The organism is Nocardia sp. NPDC004604 (assembly GCF_040609795.1).
GTDB lineage: Bacteria > Actinomycetota > Actinomycetes > Mycobacteriales > Mycobacteriaceae > Nocardia.
Genome location: NZ_JBEXLC010000098.1, coordinates 1 through 26,727 on the forward strand (window position 1 = coordinate 1; position 26,727 = coordinate 26,727).

Consider the following 26,727-nt stretch of genomic DNA (forward strand, 5'->3'; position numbering starts at 1 on the left):
GTTGTTGGTGTTGGTGGGCTTTCTGTAATCACCCCCCTCCCTACAATACCCAAACCCCCCCGGGTGCGGTTCCAGTTTTTTCTCCCCCCCCACGAGTCGGGGGACGGCCGACCGAGATCTTGTTGCGCACCCTGGTTCTGGAGTCGTTCGCGTTCCCGAAACCGACACGCCTGATCCAGGTTGGGGAGTCCGCCGGCCGCGGGCTCACCCTCACCGCCGAGAGCCTGCGCACCTCGGGAGTCGAGATCTACGGTGCGGCCAAGGGACTCGACGCGGAGACCATGGGTACGGTGTACGGGCAGATCGTAGAGTGGACACGGTCCGGCGAGCTCACCTTCGACCTGGCGACGATTCCGCTGAGCGACATCGAAACCGCATGGCAGCGAACCGATCTGCGCGGGAAACCACTCGTCGTACTGCCATAGCCCGGCGAGGCCGACTCCGCAGCGCACTGCCAGATGAATCGGGCCTCGAAATGATCGTGCTCTCGGTAGCCCCCGACAGCCCCACCGAGGACGGCCTGCGCCTGCTCGCGCGCCTGGACACGGACGACACGCAACCACAGCCCACACGGGACACTCAATTCCGTATGTAGTTCAACACGGCTAGGAAACTCCAAACAACCCTCACGTTCGGGAACCTCAGCCGGGCTCTGCATCACCTATCCGAACACCGCTGGCTGCCAGGGGTTCCAACCGCTACGTAGAAGGGCCCTCTTTGTATTCCTGGTGGAGCAGCCGCAGCTGGGGCACGATGACGTCCTGGACGTGTTGTTGAACTGTCTGATTCGGCATGCGTCTTGCTTCGAGGACTGCCGTCCGATGTGGCTCGGCGTGCTGTTTGAGCGGTCCGCGTGAGAAGTACTCGACACCGCTGCCGACAAGGACCGCGGCGAATGCGCCGGTATCGAGGTGGGCGAACGCCTCCTCGTCCCGTGTGACTCCCAGAGCGTGGAAGCCATGCTCGTGGATGATCGCGACCGACGCGTTGACGAGGTGGGCCTCACGCCCTACCACCAGTACATTCATGACGCTATGCCTTTCTTTCGATAGTGCTCGACGCTTCGGGTTCGAGGTCAGGAGTGGTTGTGCGGGGTTCTTTGGGTAGCGCAAGAAAACCCAGTGCCACCACGATGAGCAGCCCGACGACGTATCGCAGGGTGTAGCTGAAAGCGTGCGAGTAGATTTCCGTGTTCGCCTGGATGGTTGTCTGTGGGTGTTCGAGTCGGGTGAAGAAGACGACTCCGGCGAGGGCGACGCCGAACGCGAAGCCGACCTGTTGGAGGGTGTTGAGCAGGCCGGATGCCGCGCCGGCGTCGTGGGATGGGACATGGCCCAGCAGCATGTCCAGAGTCGGTGCGACGACCATGCCCATTCCGATTCCCGACACTAGGTGGATCGGGATGATTTGCCAGGAGCTGACGCCAGCACTGTCGTGCCATGCGAGCCAGGCGAATGCGGCGAAGCCCAAAGCGTTGATCAACGCTCCGGCCACCAGCACGTTACGGCCGAACCGCGGGACCAGCTTGGTGGGAGCATTGGCAGCTCCGATTCCAACGCCGATGGCGTAGGGCGCGGCGGTGAGGCCCGCGCGCAGTGGGGTCCAGCCGAGGCCGGACTGCATGTACAGCGTCCACACCAGGAAGAAGCCGGGAAGCGCTACCCAGAACAGGAACCACATGCCCGCTCCTACGCTGAATGGTTTGGATGCGAACACCGCGAACTCGACCAGTGGTGACCCTGTCGTGGCCGAGCGGTGGCGCTCAAACGCGACAAACGCTGCGAGCGCGGCAGCCCCGCAGGCCATCATCGCGAAGGTCCATGCGGGCCATCCCAGTTGCCGCCCTTCCGTGAACGGGTAGACCAGCAGCGTGACTGCCGCCACGGCCAGCGCGATTCCGATAGGGTCGATTTTCGGTTTCGCGGGCGAGCGGGATTCACGCACGACGAACCACGCCGCCGCGAACGTGGCGACGCCGACGGGGATGTTGACCAGAAACATTGGACGCCACTGCAGCCCGAACAGGTTCCACTGCACGAGCACACCGCCGAGCACGAACCCGAACACGACTGACGAACCGGTAACCCCACCGAAGGCTGCTACCGCTTTCGCCCGCTCGTGCGGCGCGAACGACACCCGCAAGATGGCGAGGATCTGTGCCACCATCAGCCCGGACATCGCGCCTTGGGCGAATCGGGAGGCGATGAGCATCGCCGGGTTCACGGCCAGCCCGCACATCAGCGAGGCCAGCGTGAATCCGGCCAGGCCGGTGAGGAACACGCGCTTGCGGCCATAGATGTCGCCCAGGCGCCCGCTGACGATGAGTAATGCGGCGAAGGCCAGAGCGTAGGCCGACACGATCCATTCGACCTGGGCGAATTCGGCGTGCAGGTCGCGCTGGATGCTCGGCGCGGCGACGTTGACGATGGTCGTGTCGACCAGATCCATGAATCCGGCCGACAGTACGACCCCGAAGGCGAGCCACCGCCTCGGGTCTGGCGGTGAGCCATCGGGGAGGGATGAAGGTGTCGAAATGGAGGCGTTAGTAACCACTCTCAAAGTATGTAGCTCGATGGACTATTTGTCTATTTGATAGTAAAGAAATGGGATGATTGGTGAGTGTTAATATCCATGTCAGGTATAGTTTTGTGCATGACGTTGCCGCTCTTCGACCATGTCGTGTGCCTCATTGGAAAGCTGGACTTCCATCTGCAGGATCGGTTCACCGAACTGCTGGCGCCGTTGGGTCTTCACCCTCGCCAGTTCGGCATGCTCAGCCTGCTCATCGACCGCGATGGACTGGCGCAACACCAGCTCGCCGAACCGCTCGACGTCCACCGCACTGTCATGGTCGGCCTGGTCGACGACCTCGAACAGCGTGGATTGGTCGAACGCCGCCGCCATCCTGTCGACCGTCGCGCCCATGCAGTCCACCTGCTGCCTGCAGGCCGGGAGCTTTACGCACAGGCTGAAGCGGTGCTCAACAAATTCGAGGCCGAACTGCTGGGCGGACTAGCCCCGGATGAGGCCAAGGTGTTCGGCGAGTTGCTTCAACGCGTGTCCACGGCCGCTGGACTTCGCGATATCACGCACCCCGACCTTCAAACCACCACCTCGACGAAAGAACTCTGACCGGCGGTCCTTGTCGATGCCCTACCGCCGTCGCGCGGGTGATACAGGAGACCTGCCATTCAGCACGCGGAGGACTCATGAGAATTCTCTTCATCGTCATCTTGACAAGCGCTGCGGCAATAGGGATCTCACTGCAAACCGCGCTACTCCTCGCGACCCGGACGCCGACCCAACGCAGAATCAGCCGCGGCATCCCAGGGGGGCGCGGTCCGTCCGGTATGGCTGTGCACCAGGTTCTGCGTCGAGGGTGAAGTCGGCGAAGGTGCGGTCACCGACGATCGCGCGGGCGAGTTCGCGGATCCGTGCCTGTGGGTACAGGGTGCGGCGGGTCAGCAGTGCGCGAAAGCTCTTCGCGCCCATGACATTCTGTTCAGGGTGATCGACCGCGATCTGCCGGGCCCGGTCGCGGGTCATGCCCAGTGCTTTCGCCGCGGCGGCGATAGCACCCCGCTGACACCCGTGGCTGATGTTATGGCCGAGCTCCATCATCTCGATGACCTTCGGGGCCGCCAGCATCACCGTCCCGGCCATCCGCGGTACCCGATAGCGCCCGGCAAACAGCAGCAGTCGCGCAGTCGCTCGAGACCACGGTGAACCCTGATGGCCCGCCGGATGTAGTCGGCGTCTGGTTGTCCCAGTGATTTTTCGACGTCTGCGCGGATCTGGTCGAGCTCGCGTCCGAGCGCCTCGATGTCGGCCTCGCTGAGGTGAGCGAACGCTTGAATATCCGTGACGGCCACGGGCTTTCCTACCCCTCCCGCCGATCCGCCTGTGAGACATCCCATAGCGGGAACCACGCAGGGCCGGACTTGGTTGTTTCGGCGGTCGCACCGCGGATCGTGTCCGTAGCCGTTTCCGTCGACAATGTCATGATTGTCGAGCTCACCGATTCATCCCCTGTCGACTGTCGCTGCTCGACGCCGCACTGCGGCGTCGAGAATTCGCCGACCGGTAGCCACCATCACGAAGTCGGTGGATGGGGCTCGGGTCCCGGCCATCGATCTTCGTGAGTGAACCCACCCGGAGATCCCGTATCCGACAGGCGCATCCATTGGCGATACCGAACACCTCGCGCGCCACATCCTCAGCGGCCTACTCCCTATCTGCGCATCGGCTCTGCTCCTCGGAGCGATACCGATCACGGAACACCCTGTGCCCCAACGTGATCAGCAGTCTGCCGCATCGGCCGGGCAGATCGAGCCCGCTGCGGTGACCACCGCGCTCGCGGTGTTTGCTCGGCCGGGATCTCGCCCGGCCCGGTGCTACCGGAATGACCGGGGCGCGGCTGTCGCGTCCCGGGCCTTGCTCGACCGGTCCCCTGCCGAGGATGCCACCGGACAGCGCCGCGATGGTCAGCGTGACCACCCCGACGAGGGCCCCGGCGGGGCGCGCACCCCGCTCCACCGGCCTGGCCGTCATCCTCGGCCACACCCAGATCGGCGGCGGCTACGGTGTGTTCAACCACCTCGCAGACCTACGCCCGATGGGCCAAGGCGGTGGGTCGGTTTTGCTGATGCCGGTGGTGACCGTGTGGACGAGGTAGGTCTGTGTTCGCCTGCGGCACTGGTGATGTCGATGCGGTCGCCACCGCCGGCGAGCACCGGCAGGCCGATCCCCGGCCAGCAGACCCAGCCCGCCGAGCACCGCCAGCGCGAGACCGCCGACGACCGGCAACCCGATCACCAGCAACGCCTCACCGCCGACCGCCAGCCCACCGGCCAATCCGGCAACGATCACCGGAGCCGCCAGCAGACCTGCGACACCGGCCACCGGAGCGCCGACCGCGGTTGCGCCGACGATGGCGAGCACCACCGGTGCGGCCACGAGCAGTGCACCGGTTCTCCCGTCGCTCGGCGGGTTGCTGACGCCGATCCTGGGTGGCCTCCCCACCGTCTACCTGCAAGGATGTGCTCTTCGTCGATGATGGCCAGATCCTCACCTCGGCCGGATTGGCCGCCGGGCTGGACCGGTGCGTGCCCATCGTGCGCCGCGATCATGGTGCGGCGGTGGCCAATGCATTGGCGCGTTTGGCCGTCGTCGCGCCCATCCGACCCGGCGGCCAGGCGCAGTTCATCGAAACCCCGCTGCCGCCGGAAACAGTTGCCGCGCTGGCCGAAACCCGTTCCTGGGCATTGGAACGACTCGACGAACCACTCACCCTGCGTGAACTGGCCGCCCACGTCAGCACCCGCACCCCGACCCGTCGCTTCCGCGCGGAAACGGGATCCAGTCCCCTGCAATGGCTCCTGCACCAGCGCATCGACCGCGCACGCGACCTCCTAGCCGGCTCGCCTCACGGTCGTCCTGAGATCACCTTGGCTTCCTCGCCGATCGTGCACACGGGCACGAATTCGATACTGGCGTTGGCGACCATCAACTCCCATGACGGCTGGATCGCCACAGGTACACACAGGGCCCACCTCGCGTCGACTATCGATTGACCAGTCTGGGTATCAGTCTTGTCGTCGGACCGATGCAAGCGCTCGGCCAATGGGTGCTCGAACACGGCAACGACCTCCTCACCGCTCGAGACACAGCGATACAACACCTTCGCCACCACGGAGGATGAGTCACGTCGAGGTGCGGGCACGGTCTTGGTCGGCCGGAGTTGAGAGCCGGCAACGTATTACGTGTTCACGACAGTGCGGCCGGCAGGCCGAAGGTCTGCAGGTGACCGGAGCCGAGGAACGACGTGATTTCGGCGATCCGTGTACCCCGCAAGGTCAGTACATTGATCGCCCAGGGAAGGTAGGCGCCCGTCCCGTCGCTCCGCAGGTAGCTGGCCACGGCTGCCTGGCCGTTGGCGGTGATCGGGATGTGCCGCCAGGCGCCACACCGGCTCAGGGGCACTCGCACAGCGAAGTCGGTGACCGCGTCCAGACCGTGATACCAATCCGGGAGTGGAGGCATCGACCAGGTGACGTCCTCGGTCAGCAAGGCGACGAGAGCGTCGGCGTCACCCCGTTCCAGTGCGTCACAGTAGGCGGCAACGATTTGTTGCAGCTGCTGATCGCCGATCTGGCGCAGTGTCTGCTGCTGGGTGGGCGAGGGCACTTTCTCGGCGAGGACCCTGCGGGCTCGCGCCAGTGCGGAGTTCACCGACGTGACAGTGGTATCCATCGTGGAGGCGATCTCGGCGGCGGAGAAGCCGAGAACATCGAACAACAGCAGTGCGGCCCGTTGGTTGCCCGGTAGGTGCTGTAGGGCGGCAATGAACGCGAGCTCCACCGTTTCCCACAGTTCATAGCGTGCTTCCGGCCCGGCCCGCAGAGCCGAATCCGGATACGGACCCAGCCACGCGACATCGTTCAACGGGTCACGAGTGAGGCCGGCCCGGTCACTGGACGGCCCCAGGTCGACGGGCAGGGCTCGCTTGCCCCGCGCACCGATCACGTCCAGACACGTTCGGGTGGCCACAGTGTAGAGCCATGAGCGCAACGTGCTCCGTCCTTCGAAACCTGCGAACGCCCGCCAAGCCCGAATCAGTGCTTCCTGCAATGCATCGTCGGCGTCGTGAGTGGAGCCGAGCATCCGGTAGCAATGCGCGTGCAACTCTCGCTGCAACGGTCCCACCAGGCGCGTGAACGCCGTATGGTCCCCGTCTCGAGCGCAGACCAGCTCAGGTTCGCGCTCACGCTCCGCCGCCTCCGAAGCCGCCGCGGAAGAAACTTTGCTCACAAGCGACGATTCTGCCTCATCTCCACAGTCCTACACTCGCCGGACATTCCCTCCCCGGCTGAGGAGGACTCTCATGACAGCAAACGGACAGCACTACGCACCCGCGTGGTTCGACATCTCCACGCCCGACGCCCCCCGCGCACGACGGTTCTACCAGGAAGTTTTCGAGTGGCCTGTGAACGCTCTCGACGAGACCTACGCACTGGTGGGCGCACCCGACGGCCCCGCCACGGGCGGGATCGGACAGTGGGGTCCGGACAGCCCGTACACCGGGATCGTCGTGTACTTCCCCGTCGAGGACGTCGATCGCGCGCTGGAGCGAGCACAACGACTCGGCGCCCGCCGAACAATGGAGCCGCGGACTACCCCCATGGGTCGAATCGCGGTGTTCACCGACCTCGACGGCAATAACATCGGCGTGAGGAGCCACGCATGACCACGGAAGACACCACCGTCGCAAACGCCGGTTCGACTGTCGAGCGTGCCGATCTCACGCCCGCGGATCCGAGACGCTGGTGGGCGCTGGCTCTGTTGTGCGGGCTGCAGTTCATGATCCTGCTCGACATGACCATCGTGAATGTCGCGCTGCCGCGGATCCAGGAGTCTCTCGGCTTCACTCCGTCCGGGCTGACGTGGGTCGTGAACGGCTATGTGCTGATGTCGGGCGGGTTGTTGCTGTTGGGCGGGCGCCTGGGCGACGTGTTCGGCCGCCGACGGCTGCTGTTGACCGGTGTGGTCCTGTTCGCAACGGCGTCGGCCGTGTGCGGTGCGGCCGTCGCCCCGGCGATGATGGTCGCGGGCCGGTTCGGTCAGGGGGTCGCCGAGGCGGTGGCCGCCCCCGCATCGCTCGGGATGATCGCGCTGCTGTTCACCGATCCGAAGGAGCGGAACAAGGCCCTGGGCCTGTGGGGCGGGCTGGTGGCACTGGGAGGAACCCTCGGCTACATCGTCGGTGGCGTCCTGACCGACCTCGCGTCCTGGCGCTGGATCTTCTACATCAATGTGCCTGTCGCCGTGCTGGTCCTGATGATTCTGCCCCGAATCGTCGCCGAGAGCCGGATGGTGCGCGAGAAGGACTTCGGGCTCGATGTCACCGGGGCGATCACCTCGACCGGCGGACTGTTCGCGCTCGTCTTCGCGCTGCTGTCGGCAGCGGACCATCCGTGGGGATCCGTGCGCGTGGTACTACCGCTCGTCGCGGGCATCGGTCTGCTCGGTTCGACGGTCGTCATCGAGCATCGGGTGCGCAATCCACTGATTCCATTGACGTTCTTCGCCAACCGGACCAGGTCGGTCGTCAACGGCACGTCGTTGTTCTTCATGTCGGCGTTCATCTCCTACACCTTCATGCTGACCTTCTTCGAGCAGAATGTGCTGGGCTATTCGCCGCTGCGGAGTGGATTGGCGTGGCTTCCACTGGGATTCGCGATCGGTATCGGAATCGGCCTGGGTACCGCGACGACGCCCCGCTTCGGCGTCAAGGCGGTGGCCGCCACCGGCTTCATCGGTGCGGGCGTGGGTTTGCTGCTGACGAGCGGCATCGACACCGCCACGTCCTATCCCAGCGGGATATTGCCAGGAATGATCGTGTTCGGAATATTCGCGGGGGCCACGATGCCCGCCGCTACTAATGCCGCTCTGCACGGGGTGACCGTCCAGGACTCAGGGCTGGCTTCGGGAGTGCAGAACACGATGCAACAGATCGGCAGCGCGCTCGGCCTCGCCGTTCTGGTGACAATCGCTGTGCGGTACACCGATCATCAGCTCCACCGCGGCCTGCCCGTCGACGCCGCGGTGACGACCGGCTATGCCCTGGCTTTCCGCATCGGGGCCACGCTGATGGTGATCGGAGGGCTGCTGATTGTGATGCTGTTCGAGCGTGTCGACCCAACACCACGCAACCCTCTGGCCGAGAAGGTCGCGGAGACACGGTAAAGGATGTGCGCGGCCTTGTCTGAACTGCGTTCGGGCAGTTCAGACAAGGGTCGTCCGCTCTTGCCGATCGACCGGCGGGAGTTCGCGGAGAATCTCGGCGATAATATCGGCATTCTTGTACTTGACGATGTCTTCGGCGTCGATCACCCGGTCGGCGATGCGTCTGCCGAGTGCGGTCCGCGTCAGCAGGGGCACCGTGCGACGCAGCAGGATTTGGAATCGGTTGTCCATCACGAAGATTCGGCGCTGGTCGATGGCCTTGTCCTGAAGGTGAACGATATAGGGGCGCAGCGCCCCCTCCCAGGCGCTCAACGCGGCGGTGATGTCGCCGGGGTGACGCTCGAGCATGACGCCCAACAGCTGCGCGCCGATGAAACCGGTGGAGACGCCCATGCCGGCGTACAAGGTCACACACCACGCGGCGTCCCCCACCAGGACCACTCGGCCGCGATGCCAGGCATCCATGCGCACCTGCTCCGCCGAGTCGAACAGCATCGTGTCGGTCGACTCCAGAGCGTCGACGGCCTCGCCGAGAATACTGCCCAGCGGCCGGGGGCCGAAGGCGGCGCGAATGCGGTCCACGGGTGGCTGGATGAACTCGGCGTCGACGTCGTCGGTGCGATAGGTGAGCAGGATGGTGGGATCGTGGTCGGCGAACGGGAACACCCACATTGATCGGTGGGGCTCGAACAGTGTCGCGCCCTGGCGTGGTGCGAGACCCGAAGGGGTGCCGGGGAATTCGAAGGCGGCGATCATGTAATTCAGTCGCCGCAGGTACTTCGAGTGCGGGCCGAACACCAGGGCGCGCACCGTCGATCGCAATCCGTCCGCGCCGACAACCAAGTCGAACCGCTCGGTGACCGAGGTGTCCGTCTCCGTGTCGAGCAGGGTAACCGTCACCCCCTCCTCGTCCTGCTCGATCGCGGTCGGCACGGTCGAGAATCGAAGCTCCACATCGTCGGGCAGGGCCGAGTACGCGGCTTGCTCGGCGTCGCCGCGCAGCATCATCCATGGCGCTCCCGGCAAGTCGCTGAGCGGCGCGGTGTTGCGGGCGCGGCCGTTGCGGTCGAAGTCGAGCGTCGGTGTAGTCGTCGTGCGATTGTGCATCGCATCGAGGATGCCCAATCGCTGCGCGGCCGCGCGGCCCGCACCGAACAGCAGTACGAAGTAGCCGCCCGTCCGTCTACCCGAGGCGCGTTCGACGACCACCGGCGTCCACCCGGCCTCGCGCAGCCGCGCGGCCGTAGCGAGTCCGCTGACACCCATGCCGACTACTAGTACCCTTTTCTGACTGGTCTCACTCCGGGCGGCTACTCTGCGGATTGCTGGCGTTGCGCTCTCGATCATTGTGGTTTCCTTCTGTTGGAACGTGATTCACGTCCGCACGAGCCGAGTGTTAGGCGGTCGCTCAGCGCCGCCGATTCAGTGCTCCCCATCATTGGGAGGCCAATTCGGGTTTCGCACAGCCGAATTCGACCCGATGCCCGCGTGCTTTCACCCAGGCGGGGAATCGCACAGGCGCGCCTGGACTCGCTGCGTGGGGCGATACTGCTTTGCGCAGTGCGCATTCCGGCGTCCGTTGATGCATTGTGGAGGGCCGGCTCGCCCAAATACATCCGCATACAGGGCCGGGCGTGAAACTCGATAGCTTCACGCTTGGTGTGCGTGGTCGATGTGCTGCTGCAGACGGTCGTTGAACGGCGCGCCCAATGTCTGGACCGCATGCTCCCTGCCCACCAGCTCGACGTGCTCACCACCGGCACCCGTGGCGACCGTGGCCGCGACCGCGGTCAGGACGGGGGAATGACCGCCGGAATACACCTGAGTCGGAATGCCCCACTGGGCGATGGCTTCCAACGGCAGACGCGCGTCCCAGGGCGGGCGGCACTCTCGCAGCCTCTTCACAGCGTCCCAATGCTCGGCGGTGAATTCGACACCGGTCGGCAGCCCCGCCAACCGACCGAAACGCGCGGCGAACTCGGCCAGATCCTGCGGGCGTTCACGCCACCAGCGCTGGCACATGTCCAGGATCGCCGGATGCGCCAACATCCCGATACAGGTCGGCTCGATCAACGTCAACGATTCGACCCGGTGCGGTCGCTGGCCCGCGGCCACCACACAAGCGAGCGCACCATAACCGGAACCGACCAGGTGCGCCGGTTCGCCGGCGAGCAGACCGGCCAGCTCATCGGCATCGCGCAGATAATCCCCACCCCGAAACAGCGCGCCCGCACGGTGATCGGGCCGCACGACGACCTCGAGCCGCATCCGATCCGCCAACGGCCGCTGCGCGAACCACGTCGACTCCGCGGCCTGCACACCATGCACCAGAATCACCCGCGGGCCGACCCCACCCCACGGCTCCACATCCATGATCGACGGCACGGGACGAACCGTCCGGAAAACAACACCAGCACGACCCCGGCACAAACCCCGGACCCCCGGTGCCGCGAATGGCCGCTGGGAGCTTTCCGATGAATAGTCTCGATCCATTTCACGCCTCCGAAGGATTCCTGGCAGATGGTGGCCGCGAATCGACTGCGATGGTGGAAACGTGAAGGTCTCGGTTGCGCATGGCGTCGTAATGCGGGAGAACGACCATTTCCTTCCAATCCTCGAGGGCGACCGGAGCTCACACTTGGCGAATAGGCAGTTCGACGGCATCAGCAGCGCGATCGTCGATTACCGATAGCAGGTGCATTCCGCCGTTATCCGAAGTCACGGGGGTCGGACGCGAACAAACCATCGGCTTTCCCGATATGTCGCTGGAACCTGGTTTGTTCGACATCGGTATACCGACGACCAACGACGGGTTTGTCGGGCGTGTACGTGAACTGGAACATCGCCGTTGTAGCCCTTCGACCCCGATGGCAACTCGGCCGGACTCCGACGGTGGACGACATGGCCGCGCGATACCGAGCCGCGGGAATGGCGGCGGTGGTGTTCACCGTCGACGCCACCACTGCCACCGGCCATCCCGCGCTGTCCAGCGAGGAGATCGCCGAGCGCGCCGCCGCCCACGCCGACGTGCTGATCCCGTTCGGGTCCGTGGGCCCGCAGGCCGCCATCGCGCAGGCCAGCCGACTCGTCACCGACTACGGCGTGCGCGGCTTCATCACCGCTCGTCTGGCACCGGAGGCCGCCGGATATGTACACCTGGGCGCAACCAGCCAAGACGTCATGGACACCGCCGCCATGCTCGTGACCGCACGCGCCCTTTCCGCGCTGGACCGTGACTTGCGCGCGTGCGCCGATCTCCTCGCCCAGCTGGCCGAAACCCACACAGACACAGTCATGGCCGGGCGAAGTCTGCTGCAGCAGGCTCCCCCGGTGACATTCGGACTGACCGCGGCCGAATGGCTGGGCGGCCTAGTCGCGGCCTCGGACCGGCTCGAGCGGCTGCGCAGGGAACGACTGGCGGTCCAACTGGGAGGCGCGGTCGGCACACTGGCCGACCTCGGGGAGGACGCGGCACGGCAACCATCGGTCGAGGAGGACGAATAACCATGGGGGAAATCGACAACCAAGCACACGGCATCGAACGCGACATGGCCACAGCTAAACCCGTGCCCCGCCTCGGCTGGGCCGCACCGATGCGCCCATGCGCTGACGTCGGGCAGGAGCTCGACCAGCAAGCTGGCCAGGGCAACTCTTGAATAGGGTGAGTCGCCGGTCGGCTACCTCGAGCCGCCCGTGGGCTCGCACACGCTTTCTACCGGCTCAGCGCCGACGATGTCGTCGACATAGTGCGGTCCTGATCAGCACACGGATGTCGATCACTACCCCTGGAACCGTCGACACCGATGGCAACTCGGCCGTTCTCAGCCGAGCCCCGGCCATCGGCTGGATCCCAGTTCTCTCGAAATGGTTCGCGCGGTGGTGCGGACGGCTTCGATGACCGACTCGTCGGCGGGCCAGTCGGTGGTCGGCACGACAACTCCGACGGACCCGACAACACCCGTGCGGTCGAAAACGGCGCCGGCGATGCCGGATTCGCCCAGTACCGCTTCGTCGCACTCGAACGCCAGCCCGGTGGCCGTGACGGCGATGAGGTGATCAGCCAACGCCGGTGTCGCGGTGATGGTTTCGGCGGTCATGCTGTGCAGGTCGGCGGGCCAGCTGTCCGATGGCATGAAGGCGAGGATGGACTTGCCCAATGCGCTGGCGTGCGAGGGGATTTCGATGCCGGTTTCGGGCATTTGGCGGCTGCCGTCCGGTCGTGGCTCGTGATGGATGACTACAACGTCGCTGCCGAGCAGCACCCCGACCCGCACTGCCAGGCCGGTGCGGTGCGCGAGGTCGTGCGCCCACGTCAGTGAGCGAGCCCGCAGGTCGAGGGTATCCAGATAGACGTTGCCCATGCGCAGGACCGCCGGCCCGAGCCGATATCGCCCGCCGCCGCCCTCTTGCACCACCACTCCGTGTGCGACCAGGGTGCGCACGATGCCGTGCACGGTCGTCACCGGCAACCCGAGCTCGGCCGCCAACTCGGACAGGGTCATCCGCCGTGCACCCTGCAATGCGAACAGGATGCGGACCGCCCTGTCGACGGACTGAATCACATAGCCCCCTTCCGGGTCTTGTGATGTACGCAACATCAACGTACTCTACGAAACACTTTCGACAATGTCGAATCTAGTTCGAAACTCTCTCTGGAGAATCTCATGGATGGACTGCGTACGCCGCAACAGCTTGCGGCGGAAGTTCTCGGCACGGCATTCCTCGTGTTCATCGGCGTCGGATCGGTCCCGGCGACGCTCATCGTCAACGGCAACGCGCCGTTCACGATGGCTGACCTCGGCATGATCTCGCTGGCATTCGGCACGGTCGTCGTCGGCACCGCGTACGCCTTCGGACACGTATCGGGCAACCACATCAACCCGGCCGTGACGCTGGGGCTCGCCCTGTCCGGGCAATTCCCTTGGCGGCGCGTGCCCGCGTATCTGGCCGCACAACTGGCGGGAGCCGCAATCGGCGCATTGGCCATCGTCGAGGTGCTGGGTGACCGAGCCAGCGAACTCGGACTGGGCGTCGCCACGTACGGTGCGGGCGTCGGCGCCGGTCGAGCGTTTATCGCCGAGTTCGTGGGCACTTTCATCCTCGTGCTGATCGTGCTGCTCGTCATCCATCGCAACGCGGCACCGGGTTTCGCAGGCCTGGCGATCGGACTCGTCGTCTTCGCGGCGATCATTCCGGTCGCCCCGGCCACCGGCGCCTCCATCAACCCCGCGCGGACGCTGGGACCGATGCTGGTGCAACAGCTTTGGGGCAGGCATGTGTCCTGGAGCCAGGCACCGGTGTACCTGGCCGCGGAATTGCTCGCCGGAGCCGCCGCGGCCCTGACCGCCGGTGCCCTGGTCCGCACCGCCACTGGCGCCGAGGCGCCCGCATCCGTCGATACCACCGCCTGAAGAGGAACCGAAATATGAAGAAGCTCATCAACAATCCCTCGGACGTCGTCGCCGAGGCCCTGGCCGGGATGGCCGCCGCCCATCCCGAATTGCGCGTCGACGAGAAGAACAAGCTCGTATTGCGTGCCGATGAACCGAAACCCGGCAAGGTCGGTCTGGTATCCGGAGGAGGCTCCGGGCACGAGCCCCTGCATGCCGGATTCGTCGGCACCGGCATGCTCGACGCCGCTTGCGCCGGAGAGGTTTTCACGTCTCCGGTGCCCGACCAGATCTTGGCGGCGACCACCGCCGTCGATACCGGTGCGGGTGTGTTGTACATCGTGAAGAACTACACCGGTGATGTCATGAATTTCGAGATGGCCGCCGAACTGGCGGCGGCCGAAACCAGCATCGCGGTATCGACAGTGCTGGTCGATGACGATGTAGCGGTTCAGGACAGCCTCTACACCGCCGGGAGACGCGGTGTCGGCGGCACGCTCATGGTGGAGAAGATCGCGGGAGCCGCCGCCGAACAGGGCCGCCCGCTCGCGGCGATCGCCGAGCTCGCGCGCGCGGTGAACTCGAATTCCCGCAGCATGGGTATGGCGTTGACATCGTGCACGGTGCCCGCTGCCGGAAAGCCGACCTTCGAATTGGGCGACACCGAAATCGAAATCGGCATCGGCATTCACGGCGAGCCCGGCCGTCGCCGGGTGCCGTCGGCCTCGGCGCGCGAGGTCGCGCAGATGCTTGTCGAGCCGATCTTGTCGGATCTGCCGTTCACCCGCGACGATGCCGTGATCTGCTTCCTCAACGGGATGGGCGCGACACCGCTGCTCGAGCTGTATGTGATGTTCGAGGAGGTCGCACGCATCCTGCGCGGACACGGTGTGACGATCGCACGGTCACTGGTGGGGCCCTACGTCACCTCGCTGGACATGGCCGGATGCTCGGTGACGCTCACCAAGGTGGACGAGGAAATGGTGACTCTGTGGGATGCGCCGGTGCGGACTCCGGCGCTGCGATGGGGAGTGTGAGATGACCGTGATCGATCCGACGTTGTGGATTCGTGAGTTCGCCACGCTGATCGACGAGAACGTCGATCAGCTCACCGAGCTCGATGCCGCCATCGGCGATGCCGATCACGGCGGCAATATGCGACGTGGAACGGCGGCGGCCGTGGCCGCGCTCGACGCGAACCCGCCCACCAGTGCCGCGGATGCGTTGAAGCGGACCGGGATGGCGCTCATCCAGACGGTCGGCGGCGCCAGTGGGCCGTTGTACGGCACCTTCTTTCTCCGGTGCGCCGCTGTCACGGATGCCCAACTCGACATCGCGGGTTTCGCCACCGCGTTCCGCGCCGGACTCGAGGGAATCGTGGCCCGGGGCAAAGCCGAGCCCGGGGACAAGACCATGTACGACGCGCTCGCGCCGGTGGCCGACATTCTCTACGAAAGCGCCACAGCGGGAGGCGATTTGATGTGGGCGCTCGACGCCGCGGTGGCAGCGGCCACAGCGGGACTGGACGCGACCAAACCCATGCAGGCCCGTAAGGGCCGCGCCTCATACCTCGGGGAACGCAGTGTGGGACACGCGGATCCGGGCGCGGCCAGTGCGAGACTCCTGGTTCTGGCGGCCCAGCGGGCGGCGCGATGATCGGCATCGTTGTTGTCTCCCACAGCTTCCCGCTGGCACGGGCCGCCGTGGAATTGGCCACGGAGATGTTGCACGACCAGCAGGTGCGTATCGAGATCGCGGCAGGGTTGGACGCCACTACCCTCGGCACCGACGCGGTCGCGGTGGCACAGGCCATCGCCGCGGCGGATTCCGGCGATGGCGTGCTCGTGCTCATGGATCTCGGCAGTGCCGTACTGTCGGCCGAACTCGCGCTCGACCTGCTCGCCGCACCGCACCGCGTGCGGCTGTGCGGCGCCCCGATCGTGGAGGGACTGATCACCGCCTCCGTGTGCGCCAGCGGTGGCGCGGGTCTCGATGAGGTCGCATCCGAAGCGGAGAACGCCTTGCTGGGCAAGCGGACTCAACTCCGCCCGAGTCCGACCGACTCAGGGGAAGCCGGCGAACCTGTCGGTGGGGGTGAACCCGCGTCGGAAGGCGGCGGCGGGGCGAGTGACGACCTCGAAGCCGCGGTCGCGGTGTTCACTGTGGAGAACGAGCATGGTCTCCATGCCCGTCCGGCAGCGCGACTCGTCACCGAATTGCGGGGCTGCCGCGCTAAGGTCCGATTGCGCAACCTCACCACCGGCACCGGCCCGGTCTCGGCGGCAAGCCTCAGCCGGGTTGCCGCCTTGGGCGCCTTGGCCGGCCATCGACTCGAAGTCAGCGCAACGGGTTTGGACGCGCAGGCCGCGGTCGCGCGCGTGATCGGACTCGCCGCACGACGGTTCGATGAGATAGCCGAACCGGAGATGTCTGTTTCGGCTTCGGGGCCAACCGGGCCCTTCCCCGCATCCCCCGGTATCGGTATCGGCCCGGCGTGGCCATTAGTCTCGTCAGAGCTCGACATCCCGCAGCAGCCGACCGGCACGCCGGACGACGAATGGGCAAGGTTCGCACAGGCATTGGCTACGGTGCGGATCGAGATTACCGCTGCCTCTCGGCGTGCGGGTTCCGCCTCCGGGATCTTCGAGGCGCACCTGCTCCTTCTCGAGGATGAGGAGTTACTTGACACCGTTAGGCGCGAAATCGACGCGGGCACATCCGCAGCTGCGGCGTGGGCCGGCGCGCTCGATGCCGCCGCAGCCGAAGTTCAGCAACTGTCCGATGACTATCAGCGGACACGGGCCGCCGATCTGCGGGCCGTCCGTGATCAGGTATTGGGCAGCCTACTTGGGGACGTGCATGAAACGGTGTCCCCCGTGGGTGTTGTGATTGCGCCTGACCTCACCCCGGCACAGGTTGCCGATCTCGACCCGGCGTCGGTCATCGGAATCATACTGGCGCAGGATAGTTCGACCTCCCACAGCGTAATCCTGGCCCGCGCCAGTGGGATTCCCGCCGTGGTCGGCGCGGGGTCGTGGGTTCTCGAGGTCGTTGCTGGGACCACGGTCGCGCTCGACGGTGGAACCGGACGTCTTGTGGTAGCGCCGGATGGTTCGACGCTGGCTGAATTCGAGACGCTCGCAGCCGAACAGCGCGCGCGATTGCGGGCCGATGCCGCAACGGCGAACCAACCGGCCACGACCCTCGACGGTGTCGAGGTTCATGTCGCCGCGAACATCGCTTCCGTTGCGGAAGCTGTGGCTGCCAAGGTCAGCGGTGCGGACCTGGCCGGGCTGGTCCGCACCGAATTCCTGTTTCTCGGGCGCGATCACGCGCCCGACATCGACGAGCAGGAGCACGCGTACCTGGGCATCGCAGGGGCTTTGGAGGGGCGCCGCATCGTGCTGCGAACACTCGACGTCGGTGGTGACAAACCGCTCCCGTACGTCCCTCAGCGTGCCGAGGCCAACCCGTTTCTCGGCGTTCGTGGCATCCGGCTGACCCTGGAGCGACCACAGTTGCTCCGCGACCAGCTCACCGCGATCGGCCGAGTCGCGGCCGACCATCCAGTGAGTGTGCTGCTGCCGATGGTCACCGACCTGACGGAACTACAGGCGGTACGAAAACTGTTGGCCGACACCGTGCCCCAGGCGGCAAACCTCGAAGTGGGGATCATGGTGGAGGTTCCAGCGACCGCGGCCAAGACCGCGGCGTTCGCCGACCACGTCGACTTCTTCAGTATCGGCACCAATGATCTGACCCAATACGCGCTCGCTGCCGAACGTGGCAACGACGCGGTCGCTGCCCTCGCCGACCCTCTCGACCCTGGTGTGCTGCGACTGATCGACATGGTGTGCCGTGGTGCCGGCAACGCCCGTGTCGCCGTGTGCGGCGAGGTCGCCGCGGACCCGGCCGCAGTCCCGATCCTGCTTGGTCTTGGTGTCACCGAGCTGAGCGTGGCGCCGCGCAGCATCCCCACGATCAAGGCGGCAATACGCCAACTAGACCTATCGGTCTGCATCCGCCTCGCAACCCATGCTCTGCAGTGCGGTACAGCAGCCGAGGTACGCAGGGCGCTCAGTAACGCCGATGCCCACGTAGGGTGACCCGATCTCGTCGCGGAGTTGGTCTACGCGCCTTCGTCGAGGAGGGCCCGCAGCGCCAAGTTGGCGAGCTGCCACAGCTCGTCGCGGTTGCGCCCGGCGGCGGCCTGGACGGCGATGCCGTCCGAGATCGTGTGAACGAGTGCAGCCAAGGTCGCCGGTTCATAGCGGGACGGCAGGTCGGTGGCCTGTTCGAGCCGCCTGCGCAAGGCTGTCTCGCCGGCCTTCCGGACAGTGACGGCGTCCTGGCGTGCGGCGTGCGCGTCGGGTGCGCCGGCCTGAACGGTCTTGACGCACAGGCAACCTCGGGGCGTGTTCGCGCCCGTGGTCAGGTCGATCGCCCCGTGGATGCGTCGGCGCTGGATTCCGGTTGCCGGCTGTGTTCGGGCGGCGCTGGCGCCCGCCTGGCGTGGTCATCCCCGGTCGTGCCATAGCTTCTCGATGGCGCGGCAGCAGCGATACTTCGGTACTTGCTGATTGGGTGACCGAATCGTGCGTTCATCGACGTCAAGGGGACGAAGTGCGAACAAACCACTAGGCTCTGCGACCATGTCGCTGGTCCGAATTTGTCCGAGGTAGGTACGCCGATGAACAACGTCGGTATACCGATAGGCGACGAAGGGCTCGTCGGGCGCGAACGAGAGCTCGAGCGCATTTCTGCCGTGCTGTCGGACTCCGCCCGGATGGTCACATTGGTCGGGCCGGGAGGCATCGGGAAGACACGTCTCGCCTCGGCGGTGACCGCGGGGTTGCGTCGGTCCGGCCATCCGCCGGTGCCGTGGGTACACCTGGCCAAGCTGCCTCAGCACGCCACGGCCTGCGCGGTCGAGGAGGAGATGGTCACCGCCATTCACGACGGCGACTTCTCGAGCAGGTCCGGGGTCCAGGCGCTGGTCGACAAATTGCGCCGTACCGATGCGGCCGGACGGGTGTTGCCCACGATCCTGGTGCTGGACAACTGTGAGCACGTGTTGGATGGGGTCGGCCAAGTGATCGCTGAATTACTTGCCGCGATACCAGGATTGATCATCCTGGCCACCAGCAGGACGGCGATCGGCTGGGTAGAGGAGCAAATCGTCACAATCCCGCCGTTGGCCCGCGATCAGGCCGTCGCGTTGTTCCGGCAGCGCGCCGAACTCACCGGTCGTCCCATACCCGCCGCCGATGCGGGCTTGGTGGAGCAGATCTGCCAGCATTTGCACTTTTACCCATTTCATATCCGACTCGCCGCCGCCAGACTGCGCTACCAGCCGCTTCCGGCGATCCTGAGTGACCTCGACGGCGAAACCCTGGATGATCGACGGCTGCGCTGGTCACCGGCATTCCGGGCCGGCCTCGATGAACGGCACCGCGATATCGGCACCGTCATCGGCTGGTCATACGAGTTGTGCGGCCCGAAGGAACGGCTGCTGTTCGAACGCCTGTCGGTCTTCGCGGCCGGATACGACATCCATCCCGACGACGCCGAGACCGATCGAGAAACCGTCATCTTCGATATCGGTGCCGACCTCGAAACGATCCAGATCGTATGCGCAGGTGCGGATCTCGATGGCTTGGTTGCACACGAAATCGAGGCCCTGCTCGAGCAATTGGTCGACCGTTCTCTGGTCTTGCTGCATGTCGGCCCCGAAATCGTGCGGTATTCGCTGCTCGAGAGCTTCCGTATGTTCGCCCACGACCGCCTGCGGGAACGCAGCGAGGCCGAACACCGCCTGCTCGCCGCCCGCCACCGTCACCACTATCGCGAGTACGTAGCGGTTCTGTGCACCGGCTGGGTCACCTCCGACGAGCAGGAACTCCTGGCTCGGGCCCGCGCGGAATGGGACAACATCGCGACTGCGATCAGTAGCAGCACCTTTGACCCCGACGAGGTGGTGATCGGGGCGGAAATGGCGGTCGATCTCATCGCGTCCCGGCTGCCCTTCTTGCGTGGTTCCCTGCGTGAATTCCGCAGATTGGCCGAACGCAGCCTGGCCGCGGCCCTCGAGCACGGACGCTGCCCCACCGAGCTGGAGATATCGACGCACGCGTGGATCGGATGGCTCAGCGTGTGCCAGGGACTCCCCGACGAGGCCGAAATGCTGTTGGCGCGGTGCATCGACGCGTGCCTCGGAGCAGCGGCACATGCAGATTGGCGTGCGAACCCGACCGTTGATCTCGGATTGCCACCCGAAGTGGACTACCTGTGGGGCAGCAAATTGTTGCTGGCCGATGGCGACCCGGCAGCCATTGCGCTGTTGGCTCGCGCCCGAACCAAGTTCACCGCGGCAGGCCATCTGGGTGGCGTCGGGATGGCGGGCCTGTTCGAGGCGTTGGCAGCCTGCTTCTATGGGACCCCGGACCAAGCCCTGCGTGTGACCGGGGAGCACCTGGCCGGTACCGCGGCAGCGGGCGCCCAATGGGCAACCTCCCATGCCCAATTCGCCCGTGCGATCGCGCTGTCGGAGCATGGCAACCCAACTGAGGCCGTGGCGCTGTGCAATGCGGGTCTGGCGCAACAGATTCCTATGCGGGATCAATGGTGCTGTGTGTGGGGCATACACATTCGGTCCTGGGCTCTCGCCGAGCTCATCAGCAGCTCGGGCACTGACTCGGTGACAGACCACGTTGTGCGATGGGCGAGCGACATCGCCCAGGTGTCGGGCAGCATCGAGCCGGTGCGCAGGCAGATCGGACTCGACATCGTGAATCTGAAGCCCTTCGCCGCCAGGACGCGCCATGCGATCGACATCGCTCGGAAAGTCCTGGGAGACAAGGCGTTCGACGCCATGGCTCGTCGGGGAGAGCAGATGCCGACCGTTGTCGTGCTCGCCGACAGTTTGGTGGCGCCGCAGAAGCTGCCCACAGGCTGGCCGTCCACCGAGCTCGAGCACCCTGTGTGGAGGGAATTGACCGGCGCCGAGCAGGAAGTCGCGGTGCTGGCGGCCACCGGCCTAACCAACGCCATGATCGCCACGCGCCGCGGCACCTCGACCCGCACGGTCGATGGGCAACTCGCTTCGGTCCTGTCCAAATTCGCGATCAACTCTCGCCGGGACATCCTGGCGCTACTACCGTCGGCGGAACGCGAACGCGCCACTCGTGAATCCCGTCGGCGGGCGTCCCAGTTACGATGACGGACCGAGCGCCTGCGAGTGTCATTTGCCAACCGTGATGGCCGCCAGGGACAAGAATCCGCATATCGGTGAATACCGAATTCACCGGGACTGTTGTTCGTGAGGGTGTGGCTGGCCGTGGACCCAGAGACCGGCCGAAACGGATCAGCGACGCTGCATGGGCGGGGGCCGGTCACGCAAGTCCATGATCGTGCGCCTGTGAGGGTCAGGGCCGGGCGCACGACCATGGAGCGGTCTGGAAGTTATGGCGACGCACGGCCGCGCGGCATGCTCAATTTTCAGGGACGATCAGGTCGTTCAGATATGAGTCGAGCTGTGCGGTCATCTCTTTCGGATCGAGATGCCTCGCGAGTCCCTGCAGGGCGAGGCCGTCGACGACGGCATGGAGCCGCCGAGCCGCAGCCTCACGAGGAATTGCGTTGTCCGCCAGGAGATTCAGGTCACCGAGGGCGTCGATCAGGGACCGGCAGAGGCGGTACATCGCTTCGAAATGCGTGCGCTGGACCGCCGCCAGCGCCGGATCGCCCAGGCCGAGCGCCAGGAACGAGAAGGCAACGGTTTCCTCTGTGCGGCGGCGTTCATCCAGGGGCATGGTCTCCAACAGCGCCGCGCGGACCGTCCAGCGGATGTCTCCGGTCTGCCGAAGTTCGCCGATCCGCGCGCTGACGCGCTCGATGACCAGTGCGCACGCCGAGGCCAGCAGTTCAGCGCGGCTGGTGAAGTAGTACCGCAGCGTGCCGGTGGACCACCCCGCCTCCGCGGCCACCGTGCGCACCGACACCTCCTGCACTCCGTCGCGCGCGATCACCCGGCAGACGGCTTCGGCAAGTTCGGTGCGGCGTTCGCCGTGATCCACGATCTTGGGCACGAGGCTATTTTCACACGGTCGTGCTATTTTATTTCAACACGACCGTGTGAAAAAGGGGATGCCATGATTGCGGTGATCATCGGGTGTGAGATCGGGTTCTGGGCGCTGCTGCTGCTCGGCCTCGCAGTCCGGTACTTGACCTCGGCGCGGCAGCTGAGCACGATCCTGCTGGCTTGCGTGCCGCTGGTCGACGTGGTGCTGCTGGCGGTGTCGGTGATCGACCTGCGCACCGGCGGGCAGGCAGGTACAGCACACGGGCTCGCCGCGATCTATATCGGCGTGTCCGTGGCCTTCGGACCGCAGATGATCGACTGGGCAGACCAGCGCTTCGCCTACCGGTTCGCCGGAGGTCCGCGCCCGGAACGGCCTCCCAAGACCGGACGCGCCCATGCCGCTCGTGAACGGTCCCAATGGTTCCGGCACCTGGCGGCCTACGTCGTCGCGGGCGGAGTTCTCGCCGTCTTCACCCTGCTGGTCGGCGACACCGCGCGCACCGCACCGCTGTGGATGGTGTTGGGCCCGTGGGGCATCGTCCTCGTCATCGATTTCCTGATCTCTTTCAGCTACACCTTCGCCCCCCGACGTGAAAAGTCCAGCTGACCGGCACCGGCCCGTGCGCCTGAGGCATAGCCGGTGATGGCGCCTCCCTGCGCGACGACCCTGCTGGTGACCAGTAGGTTCGTGCCGAACGCGGCGTCCACGATACGGTCGGCCCCGAGCGGTGCCAGCTCCAGAATCCGGTCGAGAGTATCGTCTCGACGATCATCGAGAACCAGGTCGGCGCCCGCGGCCATCGCCGCGTCTTGGTTATCCAAGCGGCCGGCCGTGGCGATGACGAGGGCACCGGCCTTCTTGGCCATCTGGATCGCGTAGAGCGCGACCGAGCCGCTGCCGCCGGTGTTCTCTACCCACCAGTTCGACGTGCTCACCATCGGCACCGGCAGCGACCGTGGCGGCGACCGCAGTCAGGACAGGGGAATGGCCACCGGAATACACCTGGGTCGGAATGCCCCACTGGGCAATGGCTTCCAGTGGCAAGCGGGCGTCCCAGGGTGGCCGGCACTCGCGCAGTCTCTCGACAGCCTCCCAGTGTTCGGCGGTGAATTCGGTACCGGTCGACAGCCCCGCCAATCTGCCGAATCCGGCGGCGAATTCAGCCAGATCCTGCCGGCGTTTTCGCTACCAGCGCTAGCACATGTCCAGGATCGCCGGATGGGGCAGCACCCCGATGTAGGTCGGTTCGATCAACGTCAGTGATTCGACTCCGTGCGGTCTCTCGGCCGCGGCCACCACACAACTGAGCGACCCGTAGCCGGAACCGACCAGATGCGCCGGTTCACCGGCGAGTAAGCCGATCAGCTCATCGGCGTCGCGCAGATAGTCTCCGCCACGAAACAGTGCGCCATCACGGTGATCGGGTCGTACGACGACCTCGAGTCGCATGTGGTCCGCCAGCGGCTGCTGTGCGAACCATGTTGGCGCGGCGGCTTGGACGCCGTGCACGAGAATCACCCGTGGACCGGCGGCCCCCACCTCTGCACATTGATCGAGGGCCGCGCCGGACGGACCGCGCGGAAAATAACACTGGCGCGGCCCGGACACAACTCTCGGATCGTCTGTGCGGTGGGCCGGGGCCGGTGGTTTGGCGTTGAACAGTCTCGATCCACGTCACATCGTGGAAGGATTCCCAGAGCCGATGGCTGCCTTGGATCGGACATCGTCAGCTGATAGCTGAGCGACTCGACCACATATCGCGTCGAAATGCGCTGCGAGCAACCCGGTTCCCTTCCGATGTTCTGGGCAACTTGGAGCCACAGGTTAGCGAACAGGTGGCTCAGGAGCATCAGGAGGTCCGTCGGGGATCTGCCGACAGGGGCGGATTGGACCCGTTACTCGAAGTCACCGGGACGACACTCCAAGAAGCCATTAAGATTTCCCGACATGTCGCTGGAACCTGATTTGTTCGACGTCGGTATACCGACGACCAACGACGGGTTCGTGGGACGGAAACGTGAACTCGAGCGCATCGCCGCGGTGCTGGCGAATGCCGCCCGAATGGTAACTCTGGTCGGGCCGGGTGGTGTCGGAAAGACTCGTCTCGCCGCGGCGGTGACAACGCGGCTGCGCAAAGCCCGTCGGCTGCAGGTGCATTGGGTGCATCTGGCCAGGCTGCGCCCGAACGCCGATGCGAACACGGTCGAGGACGAGATCGTCACCGCGATGATCGATAGCGACTTCTCCGGTAGGACTCGACGGCAGGTATTGATCGACACCATCGGCCGCACCCATAAGTTTGGTCGGGTGCGGCCCACGGTGTTGGTGCTGGACAATTGCGAGCACGTGCTCGATGCGGTCGGCGAGGTGGTCGCCGAACTACTCGACGCCATACCGGGGTTGGTGGTGCTGGCCACCAGTAGGACCGCGATCGGATGGGTCGACGAGCAGGTCGTGACGATCCCTCCGCTGTCGCGAGGCCAGGCAGTGGCACTATTCCAGCAGCGCGCCGAGCTGGCAGGTCGTCCGGTGTCCGCGGCCGAAGCGGAATTGGTCGAGCCGATCTGCCGCCACATGCACTATTATCCGCTGCACATCCGATTGGCCGCCGCTCGCCTTCGGTATCAGACGGTGTCGATGATCCTGCGTGACCTGGACACTTTCCATGCCGATCGCAGGTTGCGGTGGTCGCCGGGATTCCGTGTCGGACGCGATGAGCGGCACCGAGACATCAGCACGGTCATCGGCTGGTCGTTCGAGCTGTGCAGCCGCAAGGAGCGCTTGCTCTTCGAACGGATGTCGGTCTTCGCCGCGGGATATGACATAAATCCCGATGACACCGACATCGCCGGGGCCGCCGTCCTCGATGCTGGTGTCAGCCTCGAAACGATCAAAGCGGTCTGCGCCGACACCGAACCGGACGGCTTGGTCGCGCGTGAGATCGAAGCTCTGCTGGAACAGCTGGTCGATCGTTCGCTGGTCGCTCTTCACGTCGGCGCCGAAACCGCCAGGTACTCGCTGTTGGAAAGCTTTCGGGTGTTCGCGCACGAACGGCTGATGGAGCGGAGCGAGAGCGAATACCGCCTGCTCACCGAACGCCACCGCCGTTACTATCGCGACGAAGTAGCCGCGCTGTGCACCGGTTGGGTCAGCCCCCGCGAGCAAGAACTGCTGGCGAGGACCCGCGCCAGTTGGGACAACGTCGCGATTGCTGTCAGTGGCAGCATGAGTCATCCCGACGAGGCGGTGATCGGTGCCGAGATCGCGGCCGGCCTCATCGCCTCGCGGGTTCCCTTCATTCGCGGCTCGCTGCGGGAATCACGAAGATTGGCCGAAAGCAGCCTGGCCGCCGCCGTCCAACAGGGTTGCTGCCCAACCGATCTCGAGGTGAGGGCACGTGCGCTGATCGGGTGGATCAGTCTATGTCAAGGACTACCGGAGGACGCCGAACGACTGCTGGAGGAGTGTGTCGCCGTCTGCGTCGTGCCGACGGAAGGAGTTCGGTGGAGCGACGATCCGTGCGCGGATCTCGGTCTGCCGCCCTCTGTCGAATACCTCGCGGGCAGTCTGTTGCTCTTGGTGCACGGCGATCCCAGAGCCACGGTGCTGCTGGCCCGGGCCCGCGCCAAGTTCGCAGCCGAAGGAGATTTCGGCGGGGCCTCCATGGCCGGACTGTTCGAAGCGTTGTCGGCGGCCTTCCACGGAACCGCGGAGCAGGCGTTGAGCCGGACCCGTCGACATCTGGACTGCAGCGTGGCCGCGGGAGCACAGTGGGCGATTTCGTGGGCCCGGCTCGCCTGCGCGATCGCGGCGGCCGCGCACGGTGACGCGAATGAAGCCCTGGCCCTGTGCGATGCGGGGCTGGCATTTCAGATTCCGATGCGGGACCAATGGGGCTCCGTGTGGGGCGTGGAGATTCGGGCATGGATCCTGGCGCGGATGATCACCGACCAGACGGACGAGGTCACCCGGGACCAAACCGTGCAGCGGGCGCGCGTGATCGCGCGGATGGCGGGTGGAACTGCGGCATTGCGACAGCAGGTGGGCATCGACCTGTCGAATCTGGGGCCTTTTGAGCAGATGACAGTCGAGGCGATCGAGGTCGCACGAGAGATCCTGGGGCACAAGGCGTTCGAATCCGCGCACCGGGAAGGAGAGCAGATATCCGACGTGGCCCTGCTCGTCGAAGAGCATGTGACGGTAAACATTCGGCCCGCTGCCCGGATGGACATCGAACACGGTGGCTCGGCCGGATGGGACGAATTGACAGGCGCGGAGCAGCAGGTCGCGGTGCTGGCGGCCGCCGGGCTGACCAACACCACGATCGCCACACGCCGCAGAACCTCCGCACGCACCGTCGACTCACAGATCGCCGCGATTCTGTCCAAGCTGATGATCAACTCTCGCAAGGACATCCTGGCGTTGCTTCCCCCCGAGGAGCGAGATCACGCCGATCGCGAGGCCCTAACAGGGCCGTCCCGTCCACGTTGAGGCAGTGCAGCGCTGGCGTC

Annotated in this window: 26 protein-coding genes and 2 pseudogenes; 15 read left to right on the forward strand and 13 right to left on the reverse strand. The window is 65.6% G+C overall.

The features are described from left to right. The first annotated feature begins 122 nt into the window (after positions 1 to 122). A complete protein-coding gene (locus ABZW16_RS29585) occupies positions 123 to 425 on the forward strand; it encodes a hypothetical protein (RefSeq protein WP_354959357.1) in 303 nt (100 codons plus the stop codon). A 273-nt stretch (positions 426 to 698) separates the two neighbouring features. Here ABZW16_RS29585 and ABZW16_RS29590 read toward each other — a convergent pair whose 3' ends face one another. Together ABZW16_RS29590 and ABZW16_RS29595 are read right to left on the reverse strand one after the other, a co-directional pair. Beyond that, a complete protein-coding gene (locus ABZW16_RS29590; RefSeq protein WP_354959358.1) occupies positions 699 to 1,028 on the reverse strand; it encodes a hypothetical protein in 330 nt (109 codons plus the stop codon). 4 nt (positions 1,029 to 1,032) lie between these two features. Then, on the reverse strand, positions 1,033 to 2,553 hold the full coding sequence (locus ABZW16_RS29595) for an MFS transporter (protein WP_354959359.1): 1,521 nt from the start codon (positions 2,551 to 2,553) through the stop codon (positions 1,033 to 1,035). A 99-nt stretch (positions 2,554 to 2,652) separates the two neighbouring features. Between ABZW16_RS29595 and ABZW16_RS29600 the strand changes: the two genes are divergently transcribed. Beyond that, complete coding sequence (locus ABZW16_RS29600; RefSeq protein ID WP_354959360.1) at positions 2,653 to 3,132, forward strand: MarR family transcriptional regulator; 480 nt, start codon at positions 2,653 to 2,655, stop codon at positions 3,130 to 3,132. A gap of 456 nt (positions 3,133 to 3,588) precedes the next feature. Here the strand turns inward: ABZW16_RS29600 and ABZW16_RS29605 are convergent. The 3 genes and pseudogenes from ABZW16_RS29605 to ABZW16_RS29615 all read right to left on the reverse strand — a co-directional run. Then, positions 3,589 to 3,872: pseudogene (locus ABZW16_RS29605) on the reverse strand (acyl-CoA desaturase); the annotation flags it as partial. Between the two features lie 352 nt (positions 3,873 to 4,224). After that, positions 4,225 to 4,551, reverse strand: coding sequence for a hypothetical protein (locus ABZW16_RS29610; protein ID WP_354959361.1), 327 nt, complete (start codon positions 4,549 to 4,551; stop codon positions 4,225 to 4,227). A gap of 27 nt (positions 4,552 to 4,578) precedes the next feature. Further along, a complete protein-coding gene (locus ABZW16_RS29615) occupies positions 4,579 to 4,956 on the reverse strand; it encodes a hypothetical protein (RefSeq protein ID WP_354959362.1) in 378 nt (125 codons plus the stop codon). Positions 4,957 to 5,039: 83 nt separating this feature from the next. On the opposite strand from ABZW16_RS29615, the gene ABZW16_RS29620 reads away from it, so the two are divergent. Both ABZW16_RS29620 and ABZW16_RS29625 read left to right on the forward strand, forming a co-directional pair. Further along, positions 5,040 to 5,573, forward strand: coding sequence for a hypothetical protein (locus ABZW16_RS29620; RefSeq protein WP_354959363.1), 534 nt, complete (start codon positions 5,040 to 5,042; stop codon positions 5,571 to 5,573). Continuing rightward, positions 5,570 to 5,701 carry a hypothetical protein gene (locus tag ABZW16_RS29625; RefSeq protein ID WP_354959364.1) on the forward strand — a complete coding sequence of 44 codons (132 nt, stop codon included), beginning with the start codon at positions 5,570 to 5,572 and terminating at the stop codon, positions 5,699 to 5,701. The genes ABZW16_RS29620 and ABZW16_RS29625 overlap by 4 nt, the downstream gene beginning before the upstream one ends. Before the next feature lie 65 nt (positions 5,702 to 5,766). Here the strand turns inward: ABZW16_RS29625 and ABZW16_RS29630 are convergent, their stop codons facing one another. Then, positions 5,767 to 6,750, reverse strand: coding sequence for a sigma-70 family RNA polymerase sigma factor (locus tag ABZW16_RS29630; protein ID WP_354959388.1), 984 nt, complete (start codon positions 6,748 to 6,750; stop codon positions 5,767 to 5,769). Positions 6,751 to 6,883: 133 nt separating this feature from the next. On the opposite strand from ABZW16_RS29630, the gene ABZW16_RS29635 reads away from it, so the two are divergent. Then, positions 6,884 to 7,246 carry a VOC family protein gene (locus ABZW16_RS29635; RefSeq protein ID WP_354959365.1) on the forward strand — a complete coding sequence of 121 codons (363 nt, stop codon included), beginning with the start codon at positions 6,884 to 6,886 and terminating at the stop codon, positions 7,244 to 7,246. Then, positions 7,243 to 8,745 carry an MFS transporter gene (locus ABZW16_RS29640; RefSeq protein ID WP_354959366.1) on the forward strand — a complete coding sequence of 501 codons (1,503 nt, stop codon included), beginning with the start codon at positions 7,243 to 7,245 and terminating at the stop codon, positions 8,743 to 8,745. Before ABZW16_RS29635 ends, ABZW16_RS29640 begins: the two co-directional genes overlap by 4 nt. Before the next feature lie 39 nt (positions 8,746 to 8,784). Here ABZW16_RS29640 and ABZW16_RS29645 read toward each other — a convergent pair whose 3' ends face one another. Both ABZW16_RS29645 and ABZW16_RS29650 read right to left on the reverse strand, forming a co-directional pair. Next, positions 8,785 to 10,068: an FAD-dependent monooxygenase gene (locus ABZW16_RS29645; protein ID WP_354959389.1), complete on the reverse strand. Its 1,284-nt coding sequence runs from the start codon at positions 10,066 to 10,068 to the stop codon at positions 8,785 to 8,787. A gap of 327 nt (positions 10,069 to 10,395) precedes the next feature. After that, entirely contained in the window at positions 10,396 to 11,130 is a 735-nt protein-coding gene (locus ABZW16_RS29650; protein ID WP_354959367.1) for a hypothetical protein, read from the reverse strand. Positions 11,131 to 11,625: 495 nt separating this feature from the next. On the opposite strand from ABZW16_RS29650, the pseudogene ABZW16_RS29655 reads away from it, so the two are divergent. After that, positions 11,626 to 11,859 (forward strand): annotated as a pseudogene (locus ABZW16_RS29655) (4-hydroxyphenyl-beta-ketoacyl-CoA hydrolase); the annotation flags it as partial. Continuing rightward, positions 11,848 to 12,249, forward strand: coding sequence for a lyase family protein (locus tag ABZW16_RS29660; protein ID WP_354959390.1), 402 nt, complete (start codon positions 11,848 to 11,850; stop codon positions 12,247 to 12,249). The pseudogene ABZW16_RS29655 and the gene ABZW16_RS29660, both read left to right, overlap by 12 nt. Before the next feature lie 317 nt (positions 12,250 to 12,566). Here the strand turns inward: ABZW16_RS29660 and ABZW16_RS29665 are convergent, their stop codons facing one another. Beyond that, positions 12,567 to 13,343 carry an IclR family transcriptional regulator C-terminal domain-containing protein gene (locus ABZW16_RS29665; protein ID WP_354959368.1) on the reverse strand — a complete coding sequence of 259 codons (777 nt, stop codon included), beginning with the start codon at positions 13,341 to 13,343 and terminating at the stop codon, positions 12,567 to 12,569. A gap of 66 nt (positions 13,344 to 13,409) precedes the next feature. Between ABZW16_RS29665 and ABZW16_RS29670 the strand changes: the two genes are divergently transcribed. Genes ABZW16_RS29670 through ptsP form a run of 4 tightly spaced genes read left to right on the forward strand, consistent with a single transcriptional unit; the run spans position 13,410 to position 18,241 of the window. Next, positions 13,410 to 14,156 (forward strand): MIP/aquaporin family protein, encoded by a 747-nt coding sequence (locus ABZW16_RS29670; RefSeq protein ID WP_354959369.1) that lies wholly within the window; start codon positions 13,410 to 13,412, stop codon positions 14,154 to 14,156. 14 nt (positions 14,157 to 14,170) lie between these two features. Continuing rightward, entirely contained in the window at positions 14,171 to 15,172 is a 1,002-nt protein-coding gene (dhaK, locus tag ABZW16_RS29675) for a dihydroxyacetone kinase subunit DhaK (protein WP_354959370.1), read from the forward strand. Between the two features lies 1 nt (position 15,173). Continuing rightward, positions 15,174 to 15,791 carry a dihydroxyacetone kinase subunit DhaL gene (gene dhaL, locus ABZW16_RS29680; RefSeq protein WP_354959371.1) on the forward strand — a complete coding sequence of 206 codons (618 nt, stop codon included), beginning with the start codon at positions 15,174 to 15,176 and terminating at the stop codon, positions 15,789 to 15,791. Continuing rightward, the gene (ptsP, locus tag ABZW16_RS29685; RefSeq protein WP_354959372.1) at positions 15,788 to 18,241 is read left to right on the forward strand and encodes a phosphoenolpyruvate--protein phosphotransferase; all 2,454 of its coding nucleotides are present in this window, start codon (positions 15,788 to 15,790) and stop codon (positions 18,239 to 18,241) included. Before dhaL ends, ptsP begins: the two co-directional genes overlap by 4 nt. Before the next feature lie 23 nt (positions 18,242 to 18,264). On the opposite strand, the gene ABZW16_RS29690 is transcribed toward ptsP, so the two are convergent. After that, positions 18,265 to 18,447 carry a hypothetical protein gene (locus ABZW16_RS29690; protein ID WP_354959373.1) on the reverse strand — a complete coding sequence of 61 codons (183 nt, stop codon included), beginning with the start codon at positions 18,445 to 18,447 and terminating at the stop codon, positions 18,265 to 18,267. Between the two features lie 378 nt (positions 18,448 to 18,825). Between ABZW16_RS29690 and ABZW16_RS29695 the strand changes: the two genes are divergently transcribed. After that, entirely contained in the window at positions 18,826 to 21,354 is a 2,529-nt protein-coding gene (locus tag ABZW16_RS29695; protein ID WP_354959374.1) for an AAA family ATPase, read from the forward strand. A gap of 271 nt (positions 21,355 to 21,625) precedes the next feature. Here the strand turns inward: ABZW16_RS29695 and ABZW16_RS29700 are convergent, their stop codons facing one another. After that, positions 21,626 to 22,222: a TetR family transcriptional regulator C-terminal domain-containing protein gene (locus tag ABZW16_RS29700; RefSeq protein WP_354959375.1), complete on the reverse strand. Its 597-nt coding sequence runs from the start codon at positions 22,220 to 22,222 to the stop codon at positions 21,626 to 21,628. A gap of 63 nt (positions 22,223 to 22,285) precedes the next feature. Between ABZW16_RS29700 and ABZW16_RS29705 the strand changes: the two genes are divergently transcribed. Beyond that, positions 22,286 to 22,822: a 2TM domain-containing protein gene (locus tag ABZW16_RS29705; RefSeq protein ID WP_354959376.1), complete on the forward strand. Its 537-nt coding sequence runs from the start codon at positions 22,286 to 22,288 to the stop codon at positions 22,820 to 22,822. Here ABZW16_RS29705 and ABZW16_RS29710 read toward each other — a convergent pair. Both ABZW16_RS29710 and ABZW16_RS29715 read right to left on the reverse strand, forming a co-directional pair. After that, positions 22,786 to 23,151, reverse strand: a complete 366-nt coding sequence (locus ABZW16_RS29710; RefSeq protein WP_354959377.1) for a zinc-binding dehydrogenase — start codon at positions 23,149 to 23,151, stop codon at positions 22,786 to 22,788. The two genes, ABZW16_RS29705 and ABZW16_RS29710, sit on opposite strands and share 37 nt — an antisense overlap. Before the next feature lie 259 nt (positions 23,152 to 23,410). After that, the gene (locus ABZW16_RS29715; protein ID WP_354959378.1) at positions 23,411 to 23,755 is read right to left on the reverse strand and encodes a hypothetical protein; all 345 of its coding nucleotides are present in this window, start codon (positions 23,753 to 23,755) and stop codon (positions 23,411 to 23,413) included. 258 nt (positions 23,756 to 24,013) lie between these two features. Here ABZW16_RS29715 and ABZW16_RS29720 point away from each other — a divergent pair, with 258 nt between their 5' ends. Then, positions 24,014 to 26,707 carry an AAA family ATPase gene (locus ABZW16_RS29720; RefSeq protein WP_354959379.1) on the forward strand — a complete coding sequence of 898 codons (2,694 nt, stop codon included), beginning with the start codon at positions 24,014 to 24,016 and terminating at the stop codon, positions 26,705 to 26,707. Positions 26,708 to 26,727: the final 20 nt, after the last annotated feature.

What these genes read in the sequence shown, in the direction of transcription:
- ABZW16_RS29590 (WP_354959358.1), bottom strand. Translation starts at nt 1,028, where the DNA reads ATGAATGTACTGGTGGTAGGGCGTGAGGCCCACCTCGTCAACGCGTCG.
- ABZW16_RS29600 (WP_354959360.1), top strand. Translation starts at nt 2,653, where the DNA reads ATGACGTTGCCGCTCTTCGACCATGTCGTGTGCCTCATTGGAAAGCTG.
- ABZW16_RS29610 (WP_354959361.1), bottom strand. Translation starts at nt 4,551, where the DNA reads ATGACGGCCAGGCCGGTGGAGCGGGGTGCGCGCCCCGCCGGGGCCCTC.
- ABZW16_RS29635 (WP_354959365.1), top strand. Translation starts at nt 6,884, where the DNA reads ATGACAGCAAACGGACAGCACTACGCACCCGCGTGGTTCGACATCTCC.
- ABZW16_RS29640 (WP_354959366.1), top strand. Translation starts at nt 7,243, where the DNA reads ATGACCACGGAAGACACCACCGTCGCAAACGCCGGTTCGACTGTCGAG.
- ABZW16_RS29665 (WP_354959368.1), bottom strand. Translation starts at nt 13,343, where the DNA reads ATGTTGCGTACATCACAAGACCCGGAAGGGGGCTATGTGATTCAGTCC.
- ABZW16_RS29670 (WP_354959369.1), top strand. Translation starts at nt 13,410, where the DNA reads ATGGATGGACTGCGTACGCCGCAACAGCTTGCGGCGGAAGTTCTCGGC.
- dhaK (WP_354959370.1), top strand. Translation starts at nt 14,171, where the DNA reads ATGAAGAAGCTCATCAACAATCCCTCGGACGTCGTCGCCGAGGCCCTG.
- dhaL (WP_354959371.1), top strand. Translation starts at nt 15,174, where the DNA reads ATGACCGTGATCGATCCGACGTTGTGGATTCGTGAGTTCGCCACGCTG.
- ptsP (WP_354959372.1), top strand. Translation starts at nt 15,788, where the DNA reads ATGATCGGCATCGTTGTTGTCTCCCACAGCTTCCCGCTGGCACGGGCC.
- ABZW16_RS29695 (WP_354959374.1), top strand. Translation starts at nt 18,826, where the DNA reads ATGAACAACGTCGGTATACCGATAGGCGACGAAGGGCTCGTCGGGCGC.
- ABZW16_RS29705 (WP_354959376.1), top strand. Translation starts at nt 22,286, where the DNA reads ATGATTGCGGTGATCATCGGGTGTGAGATCGGGTTCTGGGCGCTGCTG.
- ABZW16_RS29720 (WP_354959379.1), top strand. Translation starts at nt 24,014, where the DNA reads ATGTTCTGGGCAACTTGGAGCCACAGGTTAGCGAACAGGTGGCTCAGG.